This is a genomic window from Amphritea sp. (assembly GCF_048266285.1).
Lineage (GTDB): Bacteria > Pseudomonadota > Gammaproteobacteria > Pseudomonadales > Balneatricaceae > Amphritea.
Genome location: NZ_JBLWZV010000002.1, coordinates 182,751 through 202,189, shown reverse-complemented (window position 1 = coordinate 202,189; position 19,439 = coordinate 182,751). Strand labels below are relative to the sequence as shown.

Below are 19,439 nucleotides of genomic sequence, written 5' to 3'. Positions count from 1 at the left end.
GAGAGTTAGGTAACCACGCGCACCGTACTACCCTCCCGTGAGCCAATCACATCAATGCGCAATGCCATCTGCTCTTTCAATTCAGATACATGGGAGATAATACCGATGGCACGCCCCGTAGACTGTAAGTCGATCAAGGCATTGATGGCTAACTGTAAAGACTCTTGATCTAAGCTACCAAAGCCTTCATCGATAAACAGTGTATCCAATTGAATTCCCCCCGAACGCTGCTGCACGACATCGGATAACGCCAGCGCGAGGGATAGCGACGCCATAAATGACTCGCCGCCCGACAGCGTTGCCACCGGACGCACCTTGCCGGTAAAAGCATCATCAATAGCGAGATCAAGCCCTGCGGTGACATTACGCTTTTGCGCCTGCTCATTCTGCCGCACCAAACGATACTGCCCTTTACTCATTAGGTGTAACCGCTGACTCGCTACACTTAACACCGTATCCAGTAGAGTCCCCAGCACAAAACGTTCGAGACTCACTCTCACATTACCTTGGCCCGATGCGGCTTTTGATAGCGCCCCGACGACTTCATATTTTTGACGGATACTTTGTTGGCGCCGTTTAATCTCGGCGATTTTACTTTCCACACCTTTGAGTCGAGCCAGCGCAGTCTTGCTGTCAATCCACGCTTGATCCGCTAAAGTGAATTCAGCCTCAGCCTGCTCAACCGCACCCGATATAGCGTCAAGATCCGGTTGGGCTTTACCCTCTAGCGCAGCGTCCAGCATATCGATCTGAGTCGCGAGCTGTTTAACCAAATCATCATAATCGGCAACTGTCTGACGCAGCGCTTTAAGCTGTTCTCGATCCAACAGGGCGTCATCAAACGCAGCCTGAGAAGCAAACCTCTCCTGCAGTGCTTGCTCCCACGCAGCTGCCGCCAATTGCGCCTGATCAGTCAGTTTAGATAGCTGTATACCGGCTTCTTCTAACCTAACCCCGAATGCAGACAGTATTTGTTGTTGCTCCTTATCCTTCGCCTGAGCGGAGCCATAATCCCTTTCTAACAGCTCGATCTGCTGCTGCACCTGAGTTAAAGCTTGATTAAGGGTCGTTAAATCACGATATTCATCCGGCAGATTTTTCTCCGCCGCCACCAGCGCAGCCTGTGCCGCAGCATGCTTGGCACTCGCCTGACGCAGGTGCTCTTCCTGCTGTGTAATAACATCGTTTAAGACCGTTAAAGCCTGTTCATCCCGGTTCAAGGTTTGTCTTAAGGCAGCAAGCTGTTGCTCATCTTGGTCAGTCTGCTGAAGCTGAGTTTCAAGCGCGGACAACTGCTGCTTAAAATGATCTAACTCAAGCGATGCTAGATCGCCTAGCTGACCGATAAGCAGTTGAACCTGCTGTTCACACTCTTGCAGCAAGCGCAGCGCATCCTGATAGTTTTTCTCACTGAGATTGTAAGTGTTCTGCTGCGCCTTTTGTTGCTGGCGCGCCAATTCGACCCCTTCTTTATCCACAGAAGCAGCATCCGACTCAAAGGACGCCGGGGATGGATGCTCAATGCTACCGCATACCGGGCAAGGAACATCTTGTTCGAGCTTTGCCGCCAGAATAGCTGCCTGACTACTAAACCAACGCATCTCAAGTTGATCGGCGTGTTGTTCGGCTGTCTGGTACTGCCTTTTGGCTAAATCACGCTGACGCCCAGCCTCAGCCGTTTTAGTCTCTAGGCTCTGTCGCAGCGTTTGCTGTTCATCCAACGCTTTTCGCTGTTCAAAAATTTCCTTAGCTGTATGGATCGACTGCACGATATTCGCTTTATTCTGTAGCCGTTGCTGACGTTGCTCTATTGCGTCTTTATGGCCCTTAATCTGCTCGATTAGTGTTTGATACTGAGCCTTTTGTTGCGCTTTTTCACGCAGACATTGCTGTTCATGTTGTACTGTTTGGCTCAGCCGCACCTGTATCTGTTCATAACCGCTCAGTTGCGCCTGATAATCGCTAAGACGTTGCGCCTGCGAGATTAAGCCATCCCGCTGGCTATAACGGCTGGTCGCCGCAACTAACTCAGCCGCCGTTATCTGCGTCTGATGTGCAGCGTTGACACGTTGTTGTTCAATGAGAGCAACCGCGCCGCGCTGCTCCATAACATTTTTCTGACTGTTTTGTGCATCACGCCACAACGGTGCTATATCAAAGGCCGCATCGCCTTGAACAATAGCCCGGCGAATCTTATTGATGTTCTCAACCTCAGCCTGCTTTTGCGCAAGCTGCGTTTTTAACCCCGCTCGTTGTTCAAAGCGACTCTTAATCTCTTGGGCGGCGGTGGCTTGATGCTGCTGACGTTGCAACACCGCCGTACACTGCTGTTTCTGCGCTGTCGCTAGAGTTAGTCGTTCCTCTTCTGCCTGTCGCTTTTCCAGCAGCGCTTCCAGACTATTGACACCGACATCGGCTAAAGCATCATCAATTCGCAGCTCAAACGCTTTGTTCTCCCGCTCAATATTGCCGGCTTTATCTTTTAACAGCAGTTCAATCTGCTTGTATAAGCCGGTTTCGAATAGAGTCGAAAGTATGGTTTGTCGATCATCTGATTTTGCCAACAAGAGTTCTCGGAATTTACCCTGCGGTAATACCATGACCTGCCGAAACTGTTCTGCCGTCAACCCGACGATCTCGCGAATACGCTCATCGGCATCTTTTTTCTTTTTCGCCACTAAGGTTGTTTCTGTGCCATCCTCTAACACCTCTCTTAAATGTGCTGAGGCTTTCTCTTCCGTTTCACCATCGCCGCGCTTGGCTGGACGCATCTGAGTTGGCACTCGGGTGATACGATAACGACGATCTTTAATCTTGAATGTTAGGGTTACGCTAGTGAGGGATTCTCCAGCGGCAAAATCACATCGCAACCCTTGATCTTTACGTTCAGAATCGGTCGTCTCACCATAGAGGGCATAACAGATACCATGCAAAATGGACGATTTTCCCGCGCCCGTCGGCCCATCGATCAAGAACAATGGATTATCGCCTAACGCATCAAAATGAATCACTTCCTTACCGGCAAAGGGGCCAAAGGCCTGAAGCTCAAGTGTTTGCAGTTTCATTCCATACCCGCCAATAGGTTTTTTGCTTCATTAATGGTTTCGCTCAACAGCTCAGTTTGCGCCTCAGACAACCCTTCCCCCATTACCTGCTCAAAAAAATCATCGAACACTTCCAGTTCGGTTTTTCGATTACCAAGGTCAGTGACTAGACGATTACCGCTGCTAACGGCAAAACTTAACCGCTCTAATTGCAGGACATTAGGGTACACCGCCCGTAATTGTCCCATAGGGTCTAATATATCTTTGCTATCGGTCAGCTTAACCAGTAAATAGTCATCGTTTTTTTCATCTGTTCGCCCCTGCTCTATAATCGTTTCCAGCTCACCTTCAAGAACCCTTAGCTCTCGTTTGGGCTGCAGTGGCAAGTGTTCATATGAGGCCTCTCCGGTTGGCGATATCTCCACCAGCGTTACCCCCTTTGACTGCTTATATTCGGAAAACGAATATTTCATCAACGAGCCCGAATAACGAATATGCTCATGGCCTTTATATTGCGGCCCGTGCAGGTGTCCCAAGGCTACATAGCTAAAATCAGATAACGGCTCATAACTGACCCGGTCGGCACCACCAATCGACAGAGGACGTTCCGAGTCTGATTCCTGTGCGCCATCGATAAAGCAGTGACTGATTAGCACCGAGGGAATGCCGTTGGCTAACTGCGGTTTAATTTTATCGACCAGGTAAGTGTGCGCCTCATCATAGCTACGCACATCACAGTCAAATGCCTCCCTCACTTCAACCGGATCGTGATAGGGAATGCCATAAAAACGCACTAACTGATCGCCGGAGGTAACCTCTATCGGCGTTTCGATGTTATGGATATCACTCAATATATAGACCCCTGAGTCTTGCATATATTGAGCGCCAAAACGCAGCCGTTTAGCACTATCATGATTGCCCGAAATCATGATCACCGGGATATTTAACGCGCGGGTGAATTCATCTAAAAAACAATTCAACGCATCCACCGCATCGGCGGGGGGCACCGAACGGTCGAATATATCGCCGGCAACCACCAGCGCATCTATCTGATGCTCAATCGCATAACGCTTTAGCTGCTGTAACACATAGAGTTGATCATCCAGCAGCGAGATGTTCTGAAACAAGCGGCCAATATGCCAATCCGAGGTATGTATAAATTTCATTCACTGTGTCCATGCACCAATCATCGCGCCATTATAGTACTCAATCATCCGCGAGAAACGGGTAAAAAGCATCCCCCCAGAGCTGTTCCGGGTGATCCATCATCAAATCAATAAGAACGGGAATGACTTTAAATAACAAGGCGGTACAGTCATTTAACTGGCTGCGATTAGCCTGACTACTCCAGGTTGAACCGCCATGAATGATCTGATTACGCAGCGTATAGATGCGTCTAAACACCACCGACAACACCTGTACGGTATCGCGATTGCCCAGCGCATTGGCGGCTTTGCGCTTCGACAGCTGAAAACGCTGCTTCCATTCATCTTCTGGAACCTTACCGTTGTGAGAATCCCAAAAGGGTTGGAAAATATACTGATTATCAAGCAACACCCGAATAGAACTGGAAAATTCAGCCCACACCAGATGATACAAGCGATCTTCACTGTCGAGGTCCACCAGCTTTTTAAAGAAGGACTCAAACATACCTTTCTCTGTTGAGCGGTATTGTTCGTCAATATCGGTCGCATAGGCGGCATTGAAGGCTATCCAGAGAAAAATAAATTGCGCATCCAAATCACCGGCACTCTGCTCTGCCCGGTCTAACCAGCTTAAAGCTCGATGGGTGCGCAACGACAGATTAGTATGAAAGACCTCGCGCAATGCCCTATGCTTCTGTTTAAGCTCCCTGTAAGCCATATAACCTCCTGTTAAAAAGTCCATCTTTGCCAATGTTAACGGAAAGTACTATTTAGCTAATACCTGACACCCTAACAGAGACCACATGCCCTATGTCTACCCCTGCCCAGCTTTAGGCATGCGCCCCCTGCGAAAAAGAATGCCATATCATGCTGGCCACAGGCCCTAAACTCACCTCAAGACTACGAATTAAGCGCACCTCACCGGATACACTGTACTCAATATCTTTAGGCGTTAAGCGCACCAACTCCCCCCGCTCAAGCTCATGGGTAATCAAATGTTCAGGCACATAGCCCCAACCTAGCCCGGCCAGCAGCAGTTGTTTGACGGTAAAACCGTCCTGCGCTTTCCACTTACGAACCCCTTTGTCCAACATAATACTATCCGAATCAAACCTAAAAATACTGGTTTCAACTGTTAAGTGTACCTGTGACTTTAGCTGCTCAGAATGGCTCACGCCCATAGGAAATAGCTCGGGGGCGGCGACCAGCAAGATATTAAAATGACCAATCTGCAGCGTATCAAAATCACCCGCTGCATAAAGCGTCGGCCACCAAGGGCTAACCACAAGATCCGCTTGACCGGTTTGTAACATCTCTAAGGCCCCAAAGCGGGATTTCTCAAAGACTTTGAATTCCGTCAACGGATATTGCTGTTGGCACTGTTTGAGCACATTCAAAATCTGTGAATAAGGGCAGGCTTGATCCAATGCAAAACGGATTAACGGCTCATTACCGGCGCCCAGATGCTGTCCAAGTGAACCAAGCTGCTGGCTTGTTAACAACAACTCCTGAGCTTTACGGTAGAAAGATCGTCCCTCCTCGGTCAAACTCAGTCGATAACTGTCGCGGTTAAGAATCTTAAAACCATACTCCTCTTCGAGCTTTTTTATCGCCATCGAGAGAGCTGGCTGAGTCTTATGCAGACTCTCAGCCGCCAGTTTAAGGGAGCCGCATTCGACAATTTTACTGAGGGTACGTAACTGATCTAATGTCATATAAATTATATTTAACATCTTGGTAAAAAATAATGAATATTATTTAACCAGAGTCTGACATATATTTCATCGTTCAATGGCGAATATTACGCCGCGCATGCCAAAGTACCGACGGTTATAATCCGTTTCGACACAGAGGCAAACACTTTCGCTATTCAATCGATAAAAACCGTCATCCGGTTTTATTCATCGAAAACATCTTCAGAGGTTTTGCATGCAGGTTTCATCGATCTCTTTTCTGGTCTTACTCGTTGCCCTAACCGGTTGTAGTGACAGCAGTGACGTCGCCCCAGCCCCTGACCTTATTCGCCCGGCAAAGATATTTCAGGTAACAAATCCCACTTTAACCGATGTGCGTAGCTTTCCCGCCGAAGTTGAAGCCAATGGTGGTGCTAAGCTTGCCTTCCGGGTGAGCGGACAGATATCACAAGTACTCGTACGACCCGGTAATAAAGTCAGTAAAGGACAGGTTCTAGCGCGGCTAGATCAAAAAGATTACAAGTTATCACTCGATGACCGTCAGGCTCGCTATGAACTCGCCCGCTCGCAGTTTGAACGGGCCAAAACGATGTTCGAACGCAAGCTCATCTCGCAATCCAACTACGATGAAGCCAGCGCTGAACTCAAAGTGGCATTAACCTCATACAATGTGGCCAAAACAGATCTGGAATACACTTACCTGCGTGCTCCCTTCAGCGGCACTATTGCTAAAGTCGATGTCGAAAAACATGAAAATATTCAGGCTAAACAGACCGTATTGCTGTTACAAACTAGCGATCAAATCGACATCACTATTCAGATGCCGGAAAACATTATCTCACGGGTAAGAGCCGATACCGGCTATCAGCCAACTGTCGTCTTCGACACTCACCCGGATCAACACTTCCTGGTCGACGTTAAAGAGTGGGATACCCAAGCCGATCCCTCAACGCTGACCTACAAGGTGGTATTCTCTATGCCGACCCCCACCTCCTTTAATGTTTTACCGGGGATGGCGGCCAGTATTCAGATCGATCTATCAAAAGTGACCGATCTCAACAATACCCGTCTGATGCTGCCCGTCGGCGCGGTATTTGTCGCTGAAGGCGCACCGCTGACAGATAGTCAGCGGTTTATCTGGAAGTATGACCCACAAACCCAGCAAGTACATCAAGCAACAGTAACCGTGGGCGAAATCACCCAGCAAGGCATTGTGATTGAAAGCGGTATCGAACCCGGTGATCAGGTAGTGGCCGTTGGTGCTAACTTCTTAACCGAAGGTCAACAGGTGCGTCCTTGGAACAGAGAGGGAGGTCTGTAAATGAAGCTGACCGAGTACTCGATTAAACGCCCCGTCACCAGCTGGATGTTCACACTCTTGCTCTTGGTCGGCGGGATCATTGCCTATAACGCGTTAGGCCGTTTAGAAGACCCCTCTTACACGATCAAACAAGCGATGATTACCACCGCCTATCCGGGCGCATCTCCCAAACAGGTTGAAGAGGAAGTCACCTACCCGCTTGAAAATGCCGTGCAACAACTACCTTATGTGGATTACGTTACTTCGATCTCATCGGCCGGTTTATCGCAGATTATTATTGAGATGAAAAGCACCTATCGCAAAGATGATCTGCAACAGATCTGGGATGCGTTGCGACGCAAGGTCAATGACCTTGAAGGCCAGCTGCCCCCCGGCGTCGCTACGCCAACGGTGCTAGATGAATTTGGTGATGTCTACGGCGTCTTACTGGCGGTCAATGGCGATGGTTATTCATATGAAGAGCTGAAAGACTATGTCGACTATCTCCGCCGCGAATTGGTGCTAATCAAAGGAGTGGGCAAAGTCACTGTCGCCGGTGAACAGCAAGAAGAAGTCGTGGTTGAGATTGCCCGTAGCAAGCTTTCAGCGCTGGGCATCCCCGCTAACCGTATCTATGAATTACTACAGACTCAGAATCAAGTATCAAATGCCGGTAGCATTAAAGTCGATAGTGAATATATCCGCTTACACCCCACCGGTGAGTTCAATAGCGTCAAAGAGCTGGAAGGATTGTTAGTATCCAACCCAGGCACCTCGCAGTTGGTGTACCTAGGAGATGTCGCCAGTATCAGTCGCGCCTATGCCGAAGTGCCGAAGAACATCATTAACTACAACAACCATCAGGCGTTATTAGTCGGCATCTCTTTCAGCAGCGGAGTTAACGTGATTGAGATCGGCCAAACGGTTAAAGAGCGCATGGCCGAGCTCGAATATGTGCGCCCTATCGGTATGGAAGTGAGCAGCGTCTATAACCAACCGGCAGAGGTGGATAACTCGATGCAGTCGTTCATGCTGAGTCTGGTGGAAGCCGTCGCGATTGTCATTGCCGTACTACTGATCTTTATGGGGCTAAAAAGTGGCGTACTGATCGGTCTGATTTTGCTGTTAACCGTATTCGGTAGTTTTATTTTTATGAAGCTATTTGATATCGAGCTACAGCGAATATCCCTAGGTGCACTGATTATTGCGTTAGGTATGTTAGTGGATAACGCCATCGTCATTACTGAAGGGATTCTCATTGGTCTCAAGAAAGGCCAAACAAAGCTCCAAGCCGCATTAGAGATTACTCGCCAGACGAATCTACCGCTGCTAGGGGCCACCGTGATTGCGATTACGGCATTTGCGCCGATTGGTTTGTCCGCAGATGCCTCAGGGGAATTTGCCGGCAGTCTGTTTTGGGTGTTGCTGATCTCACTGCTGCTCAGCTGGGTAACCGCGATCACCCTCACGCCGTTTTTCGCCGACCTGATGTTTAAAGAAAATGCCACCGTGTGCAATACCGACGAAACTGATGCCGAGCTTTATCAAGGGGTTATATTTACGGTCTATAAAGCGCTGTTACACCTCTGCATGCGTTTTCGTCTTCTCACCGTTATCATGATGGTGGTGTTGTTTGCTACAGCGATCATGGGCTTCAGTCAGGTAAAACAATCGTTCTTTCCGCCATCTAATACACCGATGTTTTATCTGGATTACTGGCGTTATCAGGGTTCTGATATCCGTGAAACCCAAGCGGATGTCGAGTCGATTCAGCGTTATCTACTGCAGCACAAACAGGTTGAACAGGTAACCAGTACCACCGGACGAGGCGCACCACGCTTTATGCTGACCTATGCACCGGAAAAATCCTATGCGGCCTTTGGCCAGCTTATTATTCGGGTGCAAGATAGAGATGCATTGCCCAGCGTAATGACCGATCTAAGAGCGCATATGAACGCTAACTACCCACAGGCACAGTTTAAAATCAAGCGCATGGAAATTGGTCCATCCACCGATGCCAAGATCGAAGCTCGCTTCAGTGGCCCTGATCCGGATGAATTGCGGCGTTTAGCCAGCGAGGCTGTCACACTCTTAAAGGCCGATCCTGGGGCACGCAATATTCGTCACGATTGGCGTCAACGGAGCAAAGTCATTCGGCCCCAATTTAATGAAGCGATGGCTCGCCGCGTTGGTATCAGCAAACAAGATATCGATACCTTACTACTGACCACCTTCTCAGGGCAACAGGTTGGCCTCTACCGCGAAGGCACTAAATTACTGCCGATTATCGCCAGAGCCCCTCAGGCAGAGCGTCTAACGATTGACAGCCTACCAGAGCTGCAAGTCTACAGTCAGGCCACTAACGCTTATGTACCCATTACACAGGTAACCAACGGCTTTAAAACAGACTGGGAAGATTCGCTGATTATTCGCCGAGACCGTAAGCGCACGATTACGGTAATGGCCGATCACGATGTACTCGGCGATGAAACCGCCGCTACCCTGTTCAACCGGGTTCGTCCAGGCATTGAAGCGATTCCATTACCACCGGGTTATACACTCGAATGGGGCGGCGAATATGAATCATCTAGTGATGCCCAAGCAGCGCTGTTCGGTGGCTTACCACTGGGTTATCTGTGCATGTTTATCATTACGGTACTGCTGTTTAATTCGGTACGAGCACCCTTGGTTATTTGGGCGACCGTACCGTTGGCACTCATCGGGGTATCGTTTGGCTTATTGGTCATGAATGCGCCGTTTAGCTTTATGGCGCTACTCGGTTTACTCAGCCTGTCAGGCATGCTGATTAAGAATGGTATTGTCCTGGTTGATCAGATCAACCTCGAGCTATCTCAGGGTAAGGAGCCTTATTTAGCGGTCTTCCATTCGGCTATCAGCCGGGTGCGACCCGTGGCCATGGCGGCCATTACAACCATCCTGGGGATGATCCCACTACTATTCGATGTGTTCTTTAAATCGATGGCGGTCACCATCATGTTTGGCCTGGGCTTTGCGACGATTCTGACATTGATCGTGGTACCAGTCCTTTACACCATGGTCTATCGCATACCTCGCCCAGCACGAGCTAACCAATAAGCTAAAAACGGATGACACCTAACCTAACGGGGTGTCATCCGCCTAAAGCAAAACTTGAAACCGACAATCGAGCTAAGCTAACAACAGCGCAAGGCTGAAATCCGCTCGGTTATTCAATGCTGACCAACAGCTCGTGCCCTACCACTTCATCGATCACATCATAAGCGATACGGTATTCTTTACCTTCAAACTTAACGACAGCATAGTCATAACACATTTTTACAATGATGCAGTTAGCGACACTGTCACCCTTGGCGACACGAATGATATTGCGATTATGAAGCAGCATAGCAGAGCCTTAAAATACAGATAAATGAACAGAGACGGTGCCCATACTATCATTTTCTCGGTGCTATCAATATTCGGTTTTTACCTGGTGATTGAACGGGCGATATCAGCGCTATCAACAAACTACTTTAGCAGCGGGCCGAGGGAGGAAGGAGGAAGTTCAGCCAAAGGAGTAGCTCGGTACTTTTGCAGCAAGCGTTTCTTATTATCCAGATCAGGCGCCATGACAGCATGCTCGACCAGATTAAGATAACGATCGACCATCTTCAGTCGCCCTTCACGACGGTCAGTGCCATCACGGGCGGTTTCGAGAAACAGTTGAGCTAGATTTAAAACCGCTGCTTTATTATTAAAATCGAAATCTACCGCTGCACCGAACGATTTGATCGCCAGCCCGATCTTGCCCGATAGGTAGTGTTTAATACCCAGCCGATTGGCTTTATCACTCATATCCGGATTGAGCTGCTTAACCTGAGCATCCTGCTGTGCAGTCACGGGTTGAACTTTCTCCAGCACCGGCAACGCCTCACCCGACATCACTAACAGTTCACGGTCGATATCAATGGGATTATCTAACTCACGATTAATCAGTTTGGCATCCCGTAGAAAACGTTCCTTTTCGTTATCATCATCAAGATCTTCAGCCATCTGACTACGAATAAGAAATGACCGCACCTCAGCTTCTCTGTCCGTGGGAAACTGTTTACGGGCACTAATCAGCAGCCCATCAACCTCTCGCTCGATCTGCTCTTGGGTATTATCATCACTACTTTTGACTTCCATACGCCGTAGATTAGCCAGCTTGAGATAGGGTTCAGCGGAACGATAACAACTGTGCTTACCTAACGAAATCGAACGTCGATAGGCTCCTTTGGCCAGATCCAGCTCCTGAGTCTGAATCGCAACCCGCCCTAACTCCATCTGCCGCGGTATCCCTAAAGGTGCGCGGGTAGTCGCTTCTTTGAGTGTTTCACGGGCCTGTACCAAGTCTCCCATTTTTTCATGGACTTCAGCTAACAGATCATAAGCGGCGATCAACAAAGGGTTATCACTAATCAATTCTTGCAGTAATTGTTCTGCGGCGGTCAGATCATCTAAACCGCAATAGGCGCGACAGAGATAAAGCCCTGCCTCTTTATCCCGAGATTCCCAATAAATACCATCAAGAAGCTCACGCGCCTTCTCATATTCTCCGAGGTCCAACAGCAGAGTACCGCGTACTTTTTGCAGGTGGTTATATTCCGGGTGCTGCCGATCGATCAACGCTTCGCAGATCTGTAGGGCCTGATAACGTGCGCCAGACTCGATCGCCAGATCCACGGGCCGCAATGCCTGTTTGCGACGCATAATATGGTCGAGTCGGTATTTCAGTTCTTCTATCGAAAACGGCTTGGTAATCAGGTCATCGGGGTGACTATCAATGGCGTGGAGCACCACTTCTTGGGATGAATCACTGGTCATACACACCCAAGCAGCACTCGGTTTGATGTAGCCACGAAAGCGTGCCTCTTCCAAGATTTCAATTCCCGTGACACTATCACTCGCGTTATGCCCCAACAGAATGACATCAAAATCGTTTTGCGCGATAAACGGAATAATCTTGTCATTGATGGTCACGGCTTTAACATTGCCGATACCCAGCTCGCGCAACATATAGTAGATCGTTGCCCGCATATTACCGCTGCTGTCGATTAACAGAACATGCTTGTCCGTATAGTCGATCCGGATATCGGTTGAGTTGTTACGCACAGCGGCCACGGCTTACCTTGTCTTAAAACTGAGTTCAGTCAAGTATAAGAGCCACGTGCCCAAGGAGAAAGGGAAAACATACCAAAACGGGATCTGTTTCATGCAGACAAAAAAAAGCACCGGGTGTAGGGTGAAACACTCGGTGCTAAATACAGTTCTATGCTGTGGAAAGAATAATATAGTCTTCCGGGCAACAAGGTACTGACATAGATCAACGGTAGACCGGGTTCGATATTTATTACCTACAACTTTTGACTAAGCGCTGCCACAGTGTTATTCCAGTAAACTAAATATAAATAAAAGAATCTGATCAGATATGACTACTGCATTTATTACTCATCTTGACCATGGTCTGCACAATATGGGGCCGGAACACCCAGATAGCCCTATTCGTCTACTGGCGATTCAAAAAGTTCTGCAGAAGACCGGGTTGATTGAGCATCTAAAACAGATGGAGTCAGTTCATGTGACCCCTGAGCAGATCCAACTGGCCCATGCTAATCTGCACCAAAAACGGCTAGAAATGAAAGTGCCGGTAGAAGGCGTGTTCTACGCCGACGAAGATACCGCGTTGTGCCCTGATTCCTTACATGCCGCTAGCCTCGCGGCGGGTTCTGCTATTTTAGCGACTAACCAGGTACTCGCAGAAAAAGTCGATAATGCTTTTTGCTCCGTACGCCCGCCCGGCCACCATGCTGAACACAATGCAGCCATGGGGTTTTGTTTTTTTAACAATGTTGCCATCGGTGCTATGCATGCGTTGCTGCAACCCAATGTTAACCGGGTGGCCATTGTCGATTTTGATGTACATCACTGTAATGGCACAGTCGATATTTTCAAAGATAAGCCTGAAGTATTAGTATGCTCGACCTTTCAGCACCCCTACTATCCAGAACGCTATGCCGATATCCAACGGGACAATATCGTCAACTGCCCTATCGAAGCCCACACCCGGGCGTCAGTTTTCCGTGAAAAATTAGAAAAGGTCTGGCTGCCGGCCATACAACAGCATAAGCCCGATATTCTGTTTATCTCCGCAGGCTTCGATGCTCACCATGAAGACCCCATGGCCGACCTCAACCTGACGGAAGAGGACTTCCGCTGGGCGACCCAATTATTAATGGATGCTGCCCGTACCACCTGCGGTGGGCGAATCGTCTCCGTGCTTGAGGGCGGCTACAACCCTGTCTCACTGGCGTTTAGCGTACAGGCACACTTAGAAGTGTTAGCCGGATATTAACGCACCACAGCCCGTTCCGGCGGGCTAACAGACAACATCGAGTAAACCCAGCGCCTAATTCACTCCAAATCACTTCAAACGACTTAGTCTAAAAACAAAAAAACCGCCCGGAGGCGGTTTTTTTAGTATCGAAGGTCTAGCCTACGAATTTGATCATCACACCTGCAGCCACCGCTGAACCGATAACACCGGCTACGTTCGGTCCCATCGCATGCATCAACAAGAAGTTTTGAGAGTTAGCCTCAAGACCCAGCTTATTGGACACCCGCGCAGCCATCGGCACCGCAGATACCCCAGCAGAACCAATCAATGGATTGATTGAATTACCACCGGCCATTTTGTTCATAATCTTCGCCATCAGTACACCGCAGGCAGTACCGATACCGAATGCAACAACACCCAACAACAGAATACCCAAGGTTTGCAGATCAAGGAACTTATCCGCAGACAGTTTAGAACCGACTGACAAGCCTAAGAAAATGGTCACGATGTTAATCAAAGCGTTCTGAGCCGTATCGCTCAAACGATCAACCACACCACACTCTCGCATCAGGTTACCGAAACAGAACATACCCAATAGTGGTGCCGCATCCGGTAGCAACAAGGCAACCAAAATCAACAATACGATAGGGAACATGATCTTTTCAGGCTTAGAGATATGCCGCAACTGAACCATGGCAATCTTACGTTCGGCTTCAGTGGTCAGCGCACGCATAATCGGCGGCTGAATCATAGGCACCAATGCCATATAGGAGTAGGCCGCTACCGCTATCGCACCGAGCAGATCAGGTGCCAGCAAAGACGCCACATAGATCGCCGTCGGGCCATCCGCACCACCGATAATACCGATTGCCGCAGCATCCTGAATGGTGAAATCCATGACCCCCAAAGTCGTCAGACTTACGGCCCCTAGCACGGTGGCAAAAATACCAAACTGTGCTGCAGCGCCAAGGAACAATGTTTTTGGATTCGCCAGCAACGGACCAAAGTCGGTCATCGCGCCTACGCCCATAAAGATCAGAAGAGGTGCGGCACCTGAAGCAATCGCAACGGTATAGAAGTTATACAACATACCGTTATTAAAGCCATGATCGTTTGCCGCATAAACCGCTGCTGTATGGGTAGCTGCATCCGCTGCATGATAGGCGTGCGTTACCGCTTCCGGCTCGGCACTACCAATATTCAAGGCAGCAGCTAAGGTCTGCAACATTTCAGGGCCACCCAGATGGATGGCATTCTCAACTGCAGACATCGCCAAACCCGCTTCCGGGATATTGGCCATGATGCCACCGAAACCAATCGGCACTAACAGTAAAGGCTCAAAGTTCTTACGAATCGCAAGAAACAAAAGTAACAGGCCGATCAGAATCATAAAGACCTGACCTGGCGTCACATTGTATACCCCTGACGCGTGCCAGAGGTCCATTAGCTTATCCATTTAGAATCCGCCCTTACACCAGAGTCAGCAGACTGTCACCAACCTGTACAGTGTCGCCTTCTTTAACATCGATAGTAGAAACAGAACCGGCACGTGCTGCTCGAATCTCGGTTTCCATCTTCATCGCTTCCAGAATCACTAACACATCACCTTCTTGAACTGTCTGACCTGGAGAAACAATTACTTTCCAGATGTTACCAGCCAGTGGAGCAGGAACAGACTCTACAGGGCCTGCTGCCGGTGCTGCTGCAGCCGCAGGCGCCGCTGCTGGTGCTGCGGCGGTGATATCGCCGCCTTCAGAAACCTGAACAACGTAGTTCTGACCATTAACATTAATAGTGTAAGTCTGTGGACCAGTATTCTTAGGTGCAGCCATTGCTAGGGCGTCCTCTAATGTAGGTGCGGGTTCAAATGCGTCAGGGTTACCGCGATTTTCAAGGAATTTAAGACCAATTTGTGGGAACAGCGCATAGGTTAGAACATCATCAATTTCGTTCTCACCGGCGGCTAGGCTAACACCTTTCTCAGTCGCCAACGCCTTCAACTCTGTTACCAACTTGTCCATTTCGGATTCAAGCAGATCAGCCGGACGACAAGTGATGGCTTCGCCACCTTCAAGTACGCGAGCCTGCAGTTCTGCATTGTAAGGTGCTGGCGCTGCGCCATACTCACCCTTAAGAATCCCCTGAACTTCTTTAGAGATGGTTTTGTAACGCTCGCCCATCAGGACGTTGATGACCGCCTGTGTACCCACGATCTGTGACGTCGGAGTAACCAGTGGAATCAAACCAAGGTCTTCACGTACCCGTGGAATCTCAGCTAACACCTCATCGAACTTGTCAGATGCGCCCTGTTCACGTAGCTGGCTTTCCATATTGGTCAGCATACCACCGGGTACCTGAGCGACTAGAATACGGGAATCAGTACCCCGTAAGGAGCCTTCAAATTTAGCGTATTTTTTGCGTACTTCACGGAAGTAAGCTGCGATCTCTTCCAGTTGCAACAGGTCAAGACCCGTATCACGGTCAGTTCCAGCCAAGGCTGCAACCACCGATTCAGTTGCTGTATGACCATAAGTCATAGACATTGAGGAAATAGCCGTATCGACCCGGTCAATACCCGCTTCAACCGCTTTCAAAATCGTCATGTCAGACAAACCAGACGTCGCATGCGCGTGCAACTGAACTTCAAGGTCGGTTTGTGCTTTCAAGCGAGACACAAGATCAAAGGCATCATAAGGTGTCAGGATACCGGACATATCCTTAATCGCGATGGATTCAGCACCCATATCTTCCAGTGTTTTAGCGTACTCAACCCACATATCAATGGTGTGTACAACACTCTTAGTATAAGAGATGGTGCCCTGTGCGTGCTTGCCACTTTGTTTAACCGCTTTAATGGCGGTTTCTAAGTTACGTGGATCGTTCATCGCATCAAAGATACGGAATACATCAACACCGTTAGTAGCGGCACGCTCAACAAACTTACTGACTACATCGTCTGCATAGTGACGGTAACCCAACAGGTTTTGACCACGCAGTAGCATCTGCTGCTGGGTATTCGGCATAGCTTTTTTGAGTTCGCGGATACGATCCCAAGGATCTTCGCCGATATAACGAATGCAGGAATCAAAGGTAGCTCCACCCCAGCTTTCTAGGGACCAGAAACCAACTTTATCCAGTTTCTCAGCGATTGGCAGCATGTCGTCAATGCGCATGCGGGTAGCAAACAGAGACTGATGCGCGTCCCGAAGTACTACATCGGTAATGCCAAGAGGTTTTTTATCAGACATGGGTATAGGCCTTTTGTCGATTAATGCTCTTTAAATAAATATTTGGTTTTGGCTGCAACTCAATGCTTGCGGAACTGATGCACTGCGGCAGTCATTACTGCGATCAGCTCATCATTTCCTGCGGCGGCTGCAACAGCTGCTGGCTTTGCTTTTGCAGGCTGAGGTGGCGCCTCAGGTGCAATCTTGGTCACCAGCTTCGACATAAAGCCTGTCGCGAAAACCAACAGGGTCAGGAATACGAAAACGAATCCCATACCAAAGACCATCAAACTCAGGCCTTCTGACATTAGATTATCCATCTAACGGGTGCTCCTTCTTTGTACGAAACCCATATGTCCGTTGCCGGCTTGTGGCCGCATCTCGTCCTCGGAAGAGAGGATCCGGTTGCAACAGAACAGATGAACAGTTAATAAACGGTCAACAATTAAACCTGAATTATGCGTTTCAGGCAACTGCTTAAAGAATAATTAGCGTATAAAAACTGCCGCAAACGTCTGTAAATAAACTACAAAAAACATCGAAAATACGCCAATTAACGCACTTCAGCTTTTACCTTTTTAACCTTCAGGACGATAGACTTTTACGTTCTGATAACCCTTATCCTGTAGGTTCTGGGCATGCATCTGGCTCATTACACCCTTATCACAGTAAAGCAGGTATTCATGGCCTTGATCCAATTCTTGAAATTTTGTTTCAAGGTCAAAGAAGGGAATCAACAACACTTCAGCCTTTGGCATATTCAACGGTTTGCGTTCTTGCTCACGGCTATGACGAATATCGATTATCTTTTGGTGCTCACCAACCCGGGTTAACGCCTCGATCGTGGTATGCACATTAATATCTTCGACAATCTTATCGATAGTAATGACCTGAGTATTGTCTAACGCTTGAGTTAACACGTCGTAATCAAAATTGGCCTCTTCCTCTTCGATACGCTCCATCTTAGCATTTGTCGTTGGACGATCGGAAATAACACCACAATATTCAGGGATATTTTTAGCAAAATCATAAGCGCCGATAGTTTTGGTGATATCGATAATATCCTGCTTATCCATGGTGATCAGCGGTCGCACGACAAGCTTAGAGGTGACTGAATCGATCACCTGAAGATTAACCAGGGTCTGACTTGAGACCTGAGCAATACTTTCGCCGGTTACCAGCGCAGGCAACTTCATACGGTCCGCGACTTTTTCAGCAGCCCTCATCATCATCCGTTTTAAAATCACGCCCATATGCGTGTGATGTACGTTCTGCAGTATCTCACCCACCACCTCATCAAATGGTACTGAGATAAACTTAACCCGAGAAGCACTGCCATATTTCTGCCACAGATAGAGTGCAATCTGCTTTACACCAATCTCATGAGCCCGACCACCCAAATTAAAAAACAGAAAGTGGGTCTTACTACCTCGACGCATGGTCATATAACTGGCAACCACTGAATCGAAACCACCAGAAATCAGTGAAATGACATCCTCTTGAGTGCCTAAAGGATAGCCACCCAAACCTTTATGCTGATGAGAGATCAAAAACAGGTGCTCATCGCGTATCTCCAGCTTCACAGTCACCTCTGGATTGTGAAGGTCGACACCTTTAGTATCGCAATGCTGCAGCAAACCGCCGCCAATATAGCGTTCCAAATCAACGGATTTAAAACTATGCTTGCCGCCCCGCTTGATGCGCACAACAAAGGTTTTTCCTTTAACCTGCTCAGCATAGACTGACTTAGCAATCTGAAATACATCTTCAAATTCACCCAGTGGGTATTGATCCACTTCAAGGATGTGCTGAATCCCCGGTGTACAGGTCATCAACTCAATGGCCTGTGCTCTCAGCTCTGCATCGGCAGATGGCAACTCAACTTCAACCCGATCCCATAAACCCCGCACTTTAATATCATTATCGATACGCTTCAGTGTCACCTGCAGATTCGATTGCAGACGCTGGATAAAGCGCTTACGAACAGGCTTGCTCTTGATCGTGATTTCAGGAAAGAGTTTGACAATAAATTTCATGGTTTACATCTGCGCAGGGTTAAAAGGCCGGCCATTATACATTGCTGCGAGGAGGGGACAAAATTCATACAGTGATGTTTACCTCTGATATCGCAAATGAGTGCTACCGTTAACGGCCATAGAGAAAACAAAAACGCCTAAGAGCCTATTCAGCGGCAATATTACAGGGCCACACCTTTATCTTTAGAAAAGTACAGAAATGAAATACAGGAGATATTGATAAGATAAGTGTCTTTATGAAAAACACAAAATGAACAATTCTGGATAGTCTTTTATAGAAGCGATTTAGAATCTGATAATACGATGAAAACTTAAAAGCGATAGAATCATTAAGGAAGAACTTAGACAGTATCTGTACGAATTATTTACAATTCGTACTTCAAAACCAATCAAGCCTTATTTGAAAAAATATATTAGCTGGTGCGCCCGGCACGATTCGAACGTGCGACCGCCTGGTTCGTAGCCAGGTACTCTATCCAGCTGAGCTACGGGCGCGTATCAGGTAATATTTTTAAGCAGATGAAACAATCAATCAGTTTAAACATACACATTTATTTAGGTGGTGCGCCCGGCACGATTCGAACGTGCGACCGCCTGGTTCGTAGCCAGGTACTCTATCCAGCTGAGCTACGGGCGCT

The 19,439-nt window shown here is 48.3% G+C and carries 13 protein-coding genes and 2 tRNA genes; 3 read left to right on the top strand and 12 right to left on the bottom strand.

Annotation, left to right across the window (positions count from 1 at the left end):
- Window positions 1-5: 5 nt before the first annotated feature.
- The 4 genes from ACN0T0_RS04450 to ACN0T0_RS04435 form a co-directional block, all read right to left on the bottom strand.
- Window positions 6-3,065, bottom strand: coding sequence for an AAA family ATPase (locus tag ACN0T0_RS04450; protein ID WP_417223725.1), 3,060 nt, complete (start codon window positions 3,063-3,065; stop codon window positions 6-8).
- Window positions 3,062-4,210: an exonuclease SbcCD subunit D gene (locus ACN0T0_RS04445; protein ID WP_417223723.1), complete on the bottom strand. Its 1,149-nt coding sequence runs from the start codon at window positions 4,208-4,210 to the stop codon at window positions 3,062-3,064. Before ACN0T0_RS04445 ends, ACN0T0_RS04450 begins: the two co-directional genes overlap by 4 nt.
- Window positions 4,211-4,250: 40 nt before the next feature.
- Complete coding sequence (locus ACN0T0_RS04440) at window positions 4,251-4,907, bottom strand: hypothetical protein (protein ID WP_417223722.1); 657 nt, start codon at window positions 4,905-4,907, stop codon at window positions 4,251-4,253.
- Window positions 4,908-5,019: 112 nt separating this feature from the next.
- On the bottom strand, window positions 5,020-5,904 hold the full coding sequence (locus ACN0T0_RS04435; RefSeq protein ID WP_417223721.1) for a LysR family transcriptional regulator: 885 nt from the start codon (window positions 5,902-5,904) through the stop codon (window positions 5,020-5,022).
- 214 nt (window positions 5,905-6,118) lie between these two features.
- Between ACN0T0_RS04435 and ACN0T0_RS04430 the strand changes: the two genes are divergently transcribed.
- A complete protein-coding gene (locus ACN0T0_RS04430; RefSeq protein ID WP_417223719.1) occupies window positions 6,119-7,204 on the top strand; it encodes an efflux RND transporter periplasmic adaptor subunit in 1,086 nt (361 codons plus the stop codon).
- Window positions 7,205-10,279 (top strand): efflux RND transporter permease subunit, encoded by a 3,075-nt coding sequence (locus ACN0T0_RS04425; RefSeq protein ID WP_417223717.1) that lies wholly within the window; start codon window positions 7,205-7,207, stop codon window positions 10,277-10,279.
- Window positions 10,280-10,388: 109 nt separating this feature from the next.
- Here ACN0T0_RS04425 and ACN0T0_RS04420 read toward each other — a convergent pair whose 3' ends face one another.
- Window positions 10,389-10,568, bottom strand: a complete 180-nt coding sequence (locus ACN0T0_RS04420; RefSeq protein ID WP_417223716.1) for a hypothetical protein — start codon at window positions 10,566-10,568, stop codon at window positions 10,389-10,391.
- A gap of 122 nt (window positions 10,569-10,690) precedes the next feature.
- Window positions 10,691-12,316 carry a response regulator gene (locus ACN0T0_RS04415; protein ID WP_417223714.1) on the bottom strand — a complete coding sequence of 542 codons (1,626 nt, stop codon included), beginning with the start codon at window positions 12,314-12,316 and terminating at the stop codon, window positions 10,691-10,693.
- 316 nt (window positions 12,317-12,632) lie between these two features.
- Here ACN0T0_RS04415 and ACN0T0_RS04410 point away from each other — a divergent pair, with 316 nt between their 5' ends.
- The gene (locus ACN0T0_RS04410; protein ID WP_417223712.1) at window positions 12,633-13,556 is read left to right on the top strand and encodes a histone deacetylase family protein; all 924 of its coding nucleotides are present in this window, start codon (window positions 12,633-12,635) and stop codon (window positions 13,554-13,556) included.
- Window positions 13,557-13,692: 136 nt separating this feature from the next.
- On the opposite strand, the gene ACN0T0_RS04405 is transcribed toward ACN0T0_RS04410, so the two are convergent.
- The 6 genes from ACN0T0_RS04405 to ACN0T0_RS04380 form a co-directional block, all read right to left on the bottom strand.
- Window positions 13,693-14,994, bottom strand: coding sequence for a sodium ion-translocating decarboxylase subunit beta (locus ACN0T0_RS04405; RefSeq protein WP_417223711.1), 1,302 nt, complete (start codon window positions 14,992-14,994; stop codon window positions 13,693-13,695).
- A 13-nt stretch (window positions 14,995-15,007) separates the two neighbouring features.
- Entirely contained in the window at window positions 15,008-16,786 is a 1,779-nt protein-coding gene (gene oadA / locus ACN0T0_RS04400) for a sodium-extruding oxaloacetate decarboxylase subunit alpha (RefSeq protein WP_417223709.1), read from the bottom strand.
- 59 nt (window positions 16,787-16,845) lie between these two features.
- Window positions 16,846-17,085 carry an OadG family protein gene (locus ACN0T0_RS04395; protein ID WP_417223707.1) on the bottom strand — a complete coding sequence of 80 codons (240 nt, stop codon included), beginning with the start codon at window positions 17,083-17,085 and terminating at the stop codon, window positions 16,846-16,848.
- Window positions 17,086-17,343: 258 nt separating this feature from the next.
- On the bottom strand, window positions 17,344-18,801 hold the full coding sequence (thiI, locus tag ACN0T0_RS04390) for a tRNA uracil 4-sulfurtransferase ThiI (protein ID WP_417223705.1): 1,458 nt from the start codon (window positions 18,799-18,801) through the stop codon (window positions 17,344-17,346).
- 418 nt (window positions 18,802-19,219) lie between these two features.
- Window positions 19,220-19,296, bottom strand: a tRNA-Arg gene (locus tag ACN0T0_RS04385).
- Window positions 19,297-19,361: 65 nt separating this feature from the next.
- Window positions 19,362-19,438, bottom strand: a tRNA-Arg gene (locus tag ACN0T0_RS04380).
- Between the last annotated feature and the right edge of the window lies 1 nt (window position 19,439).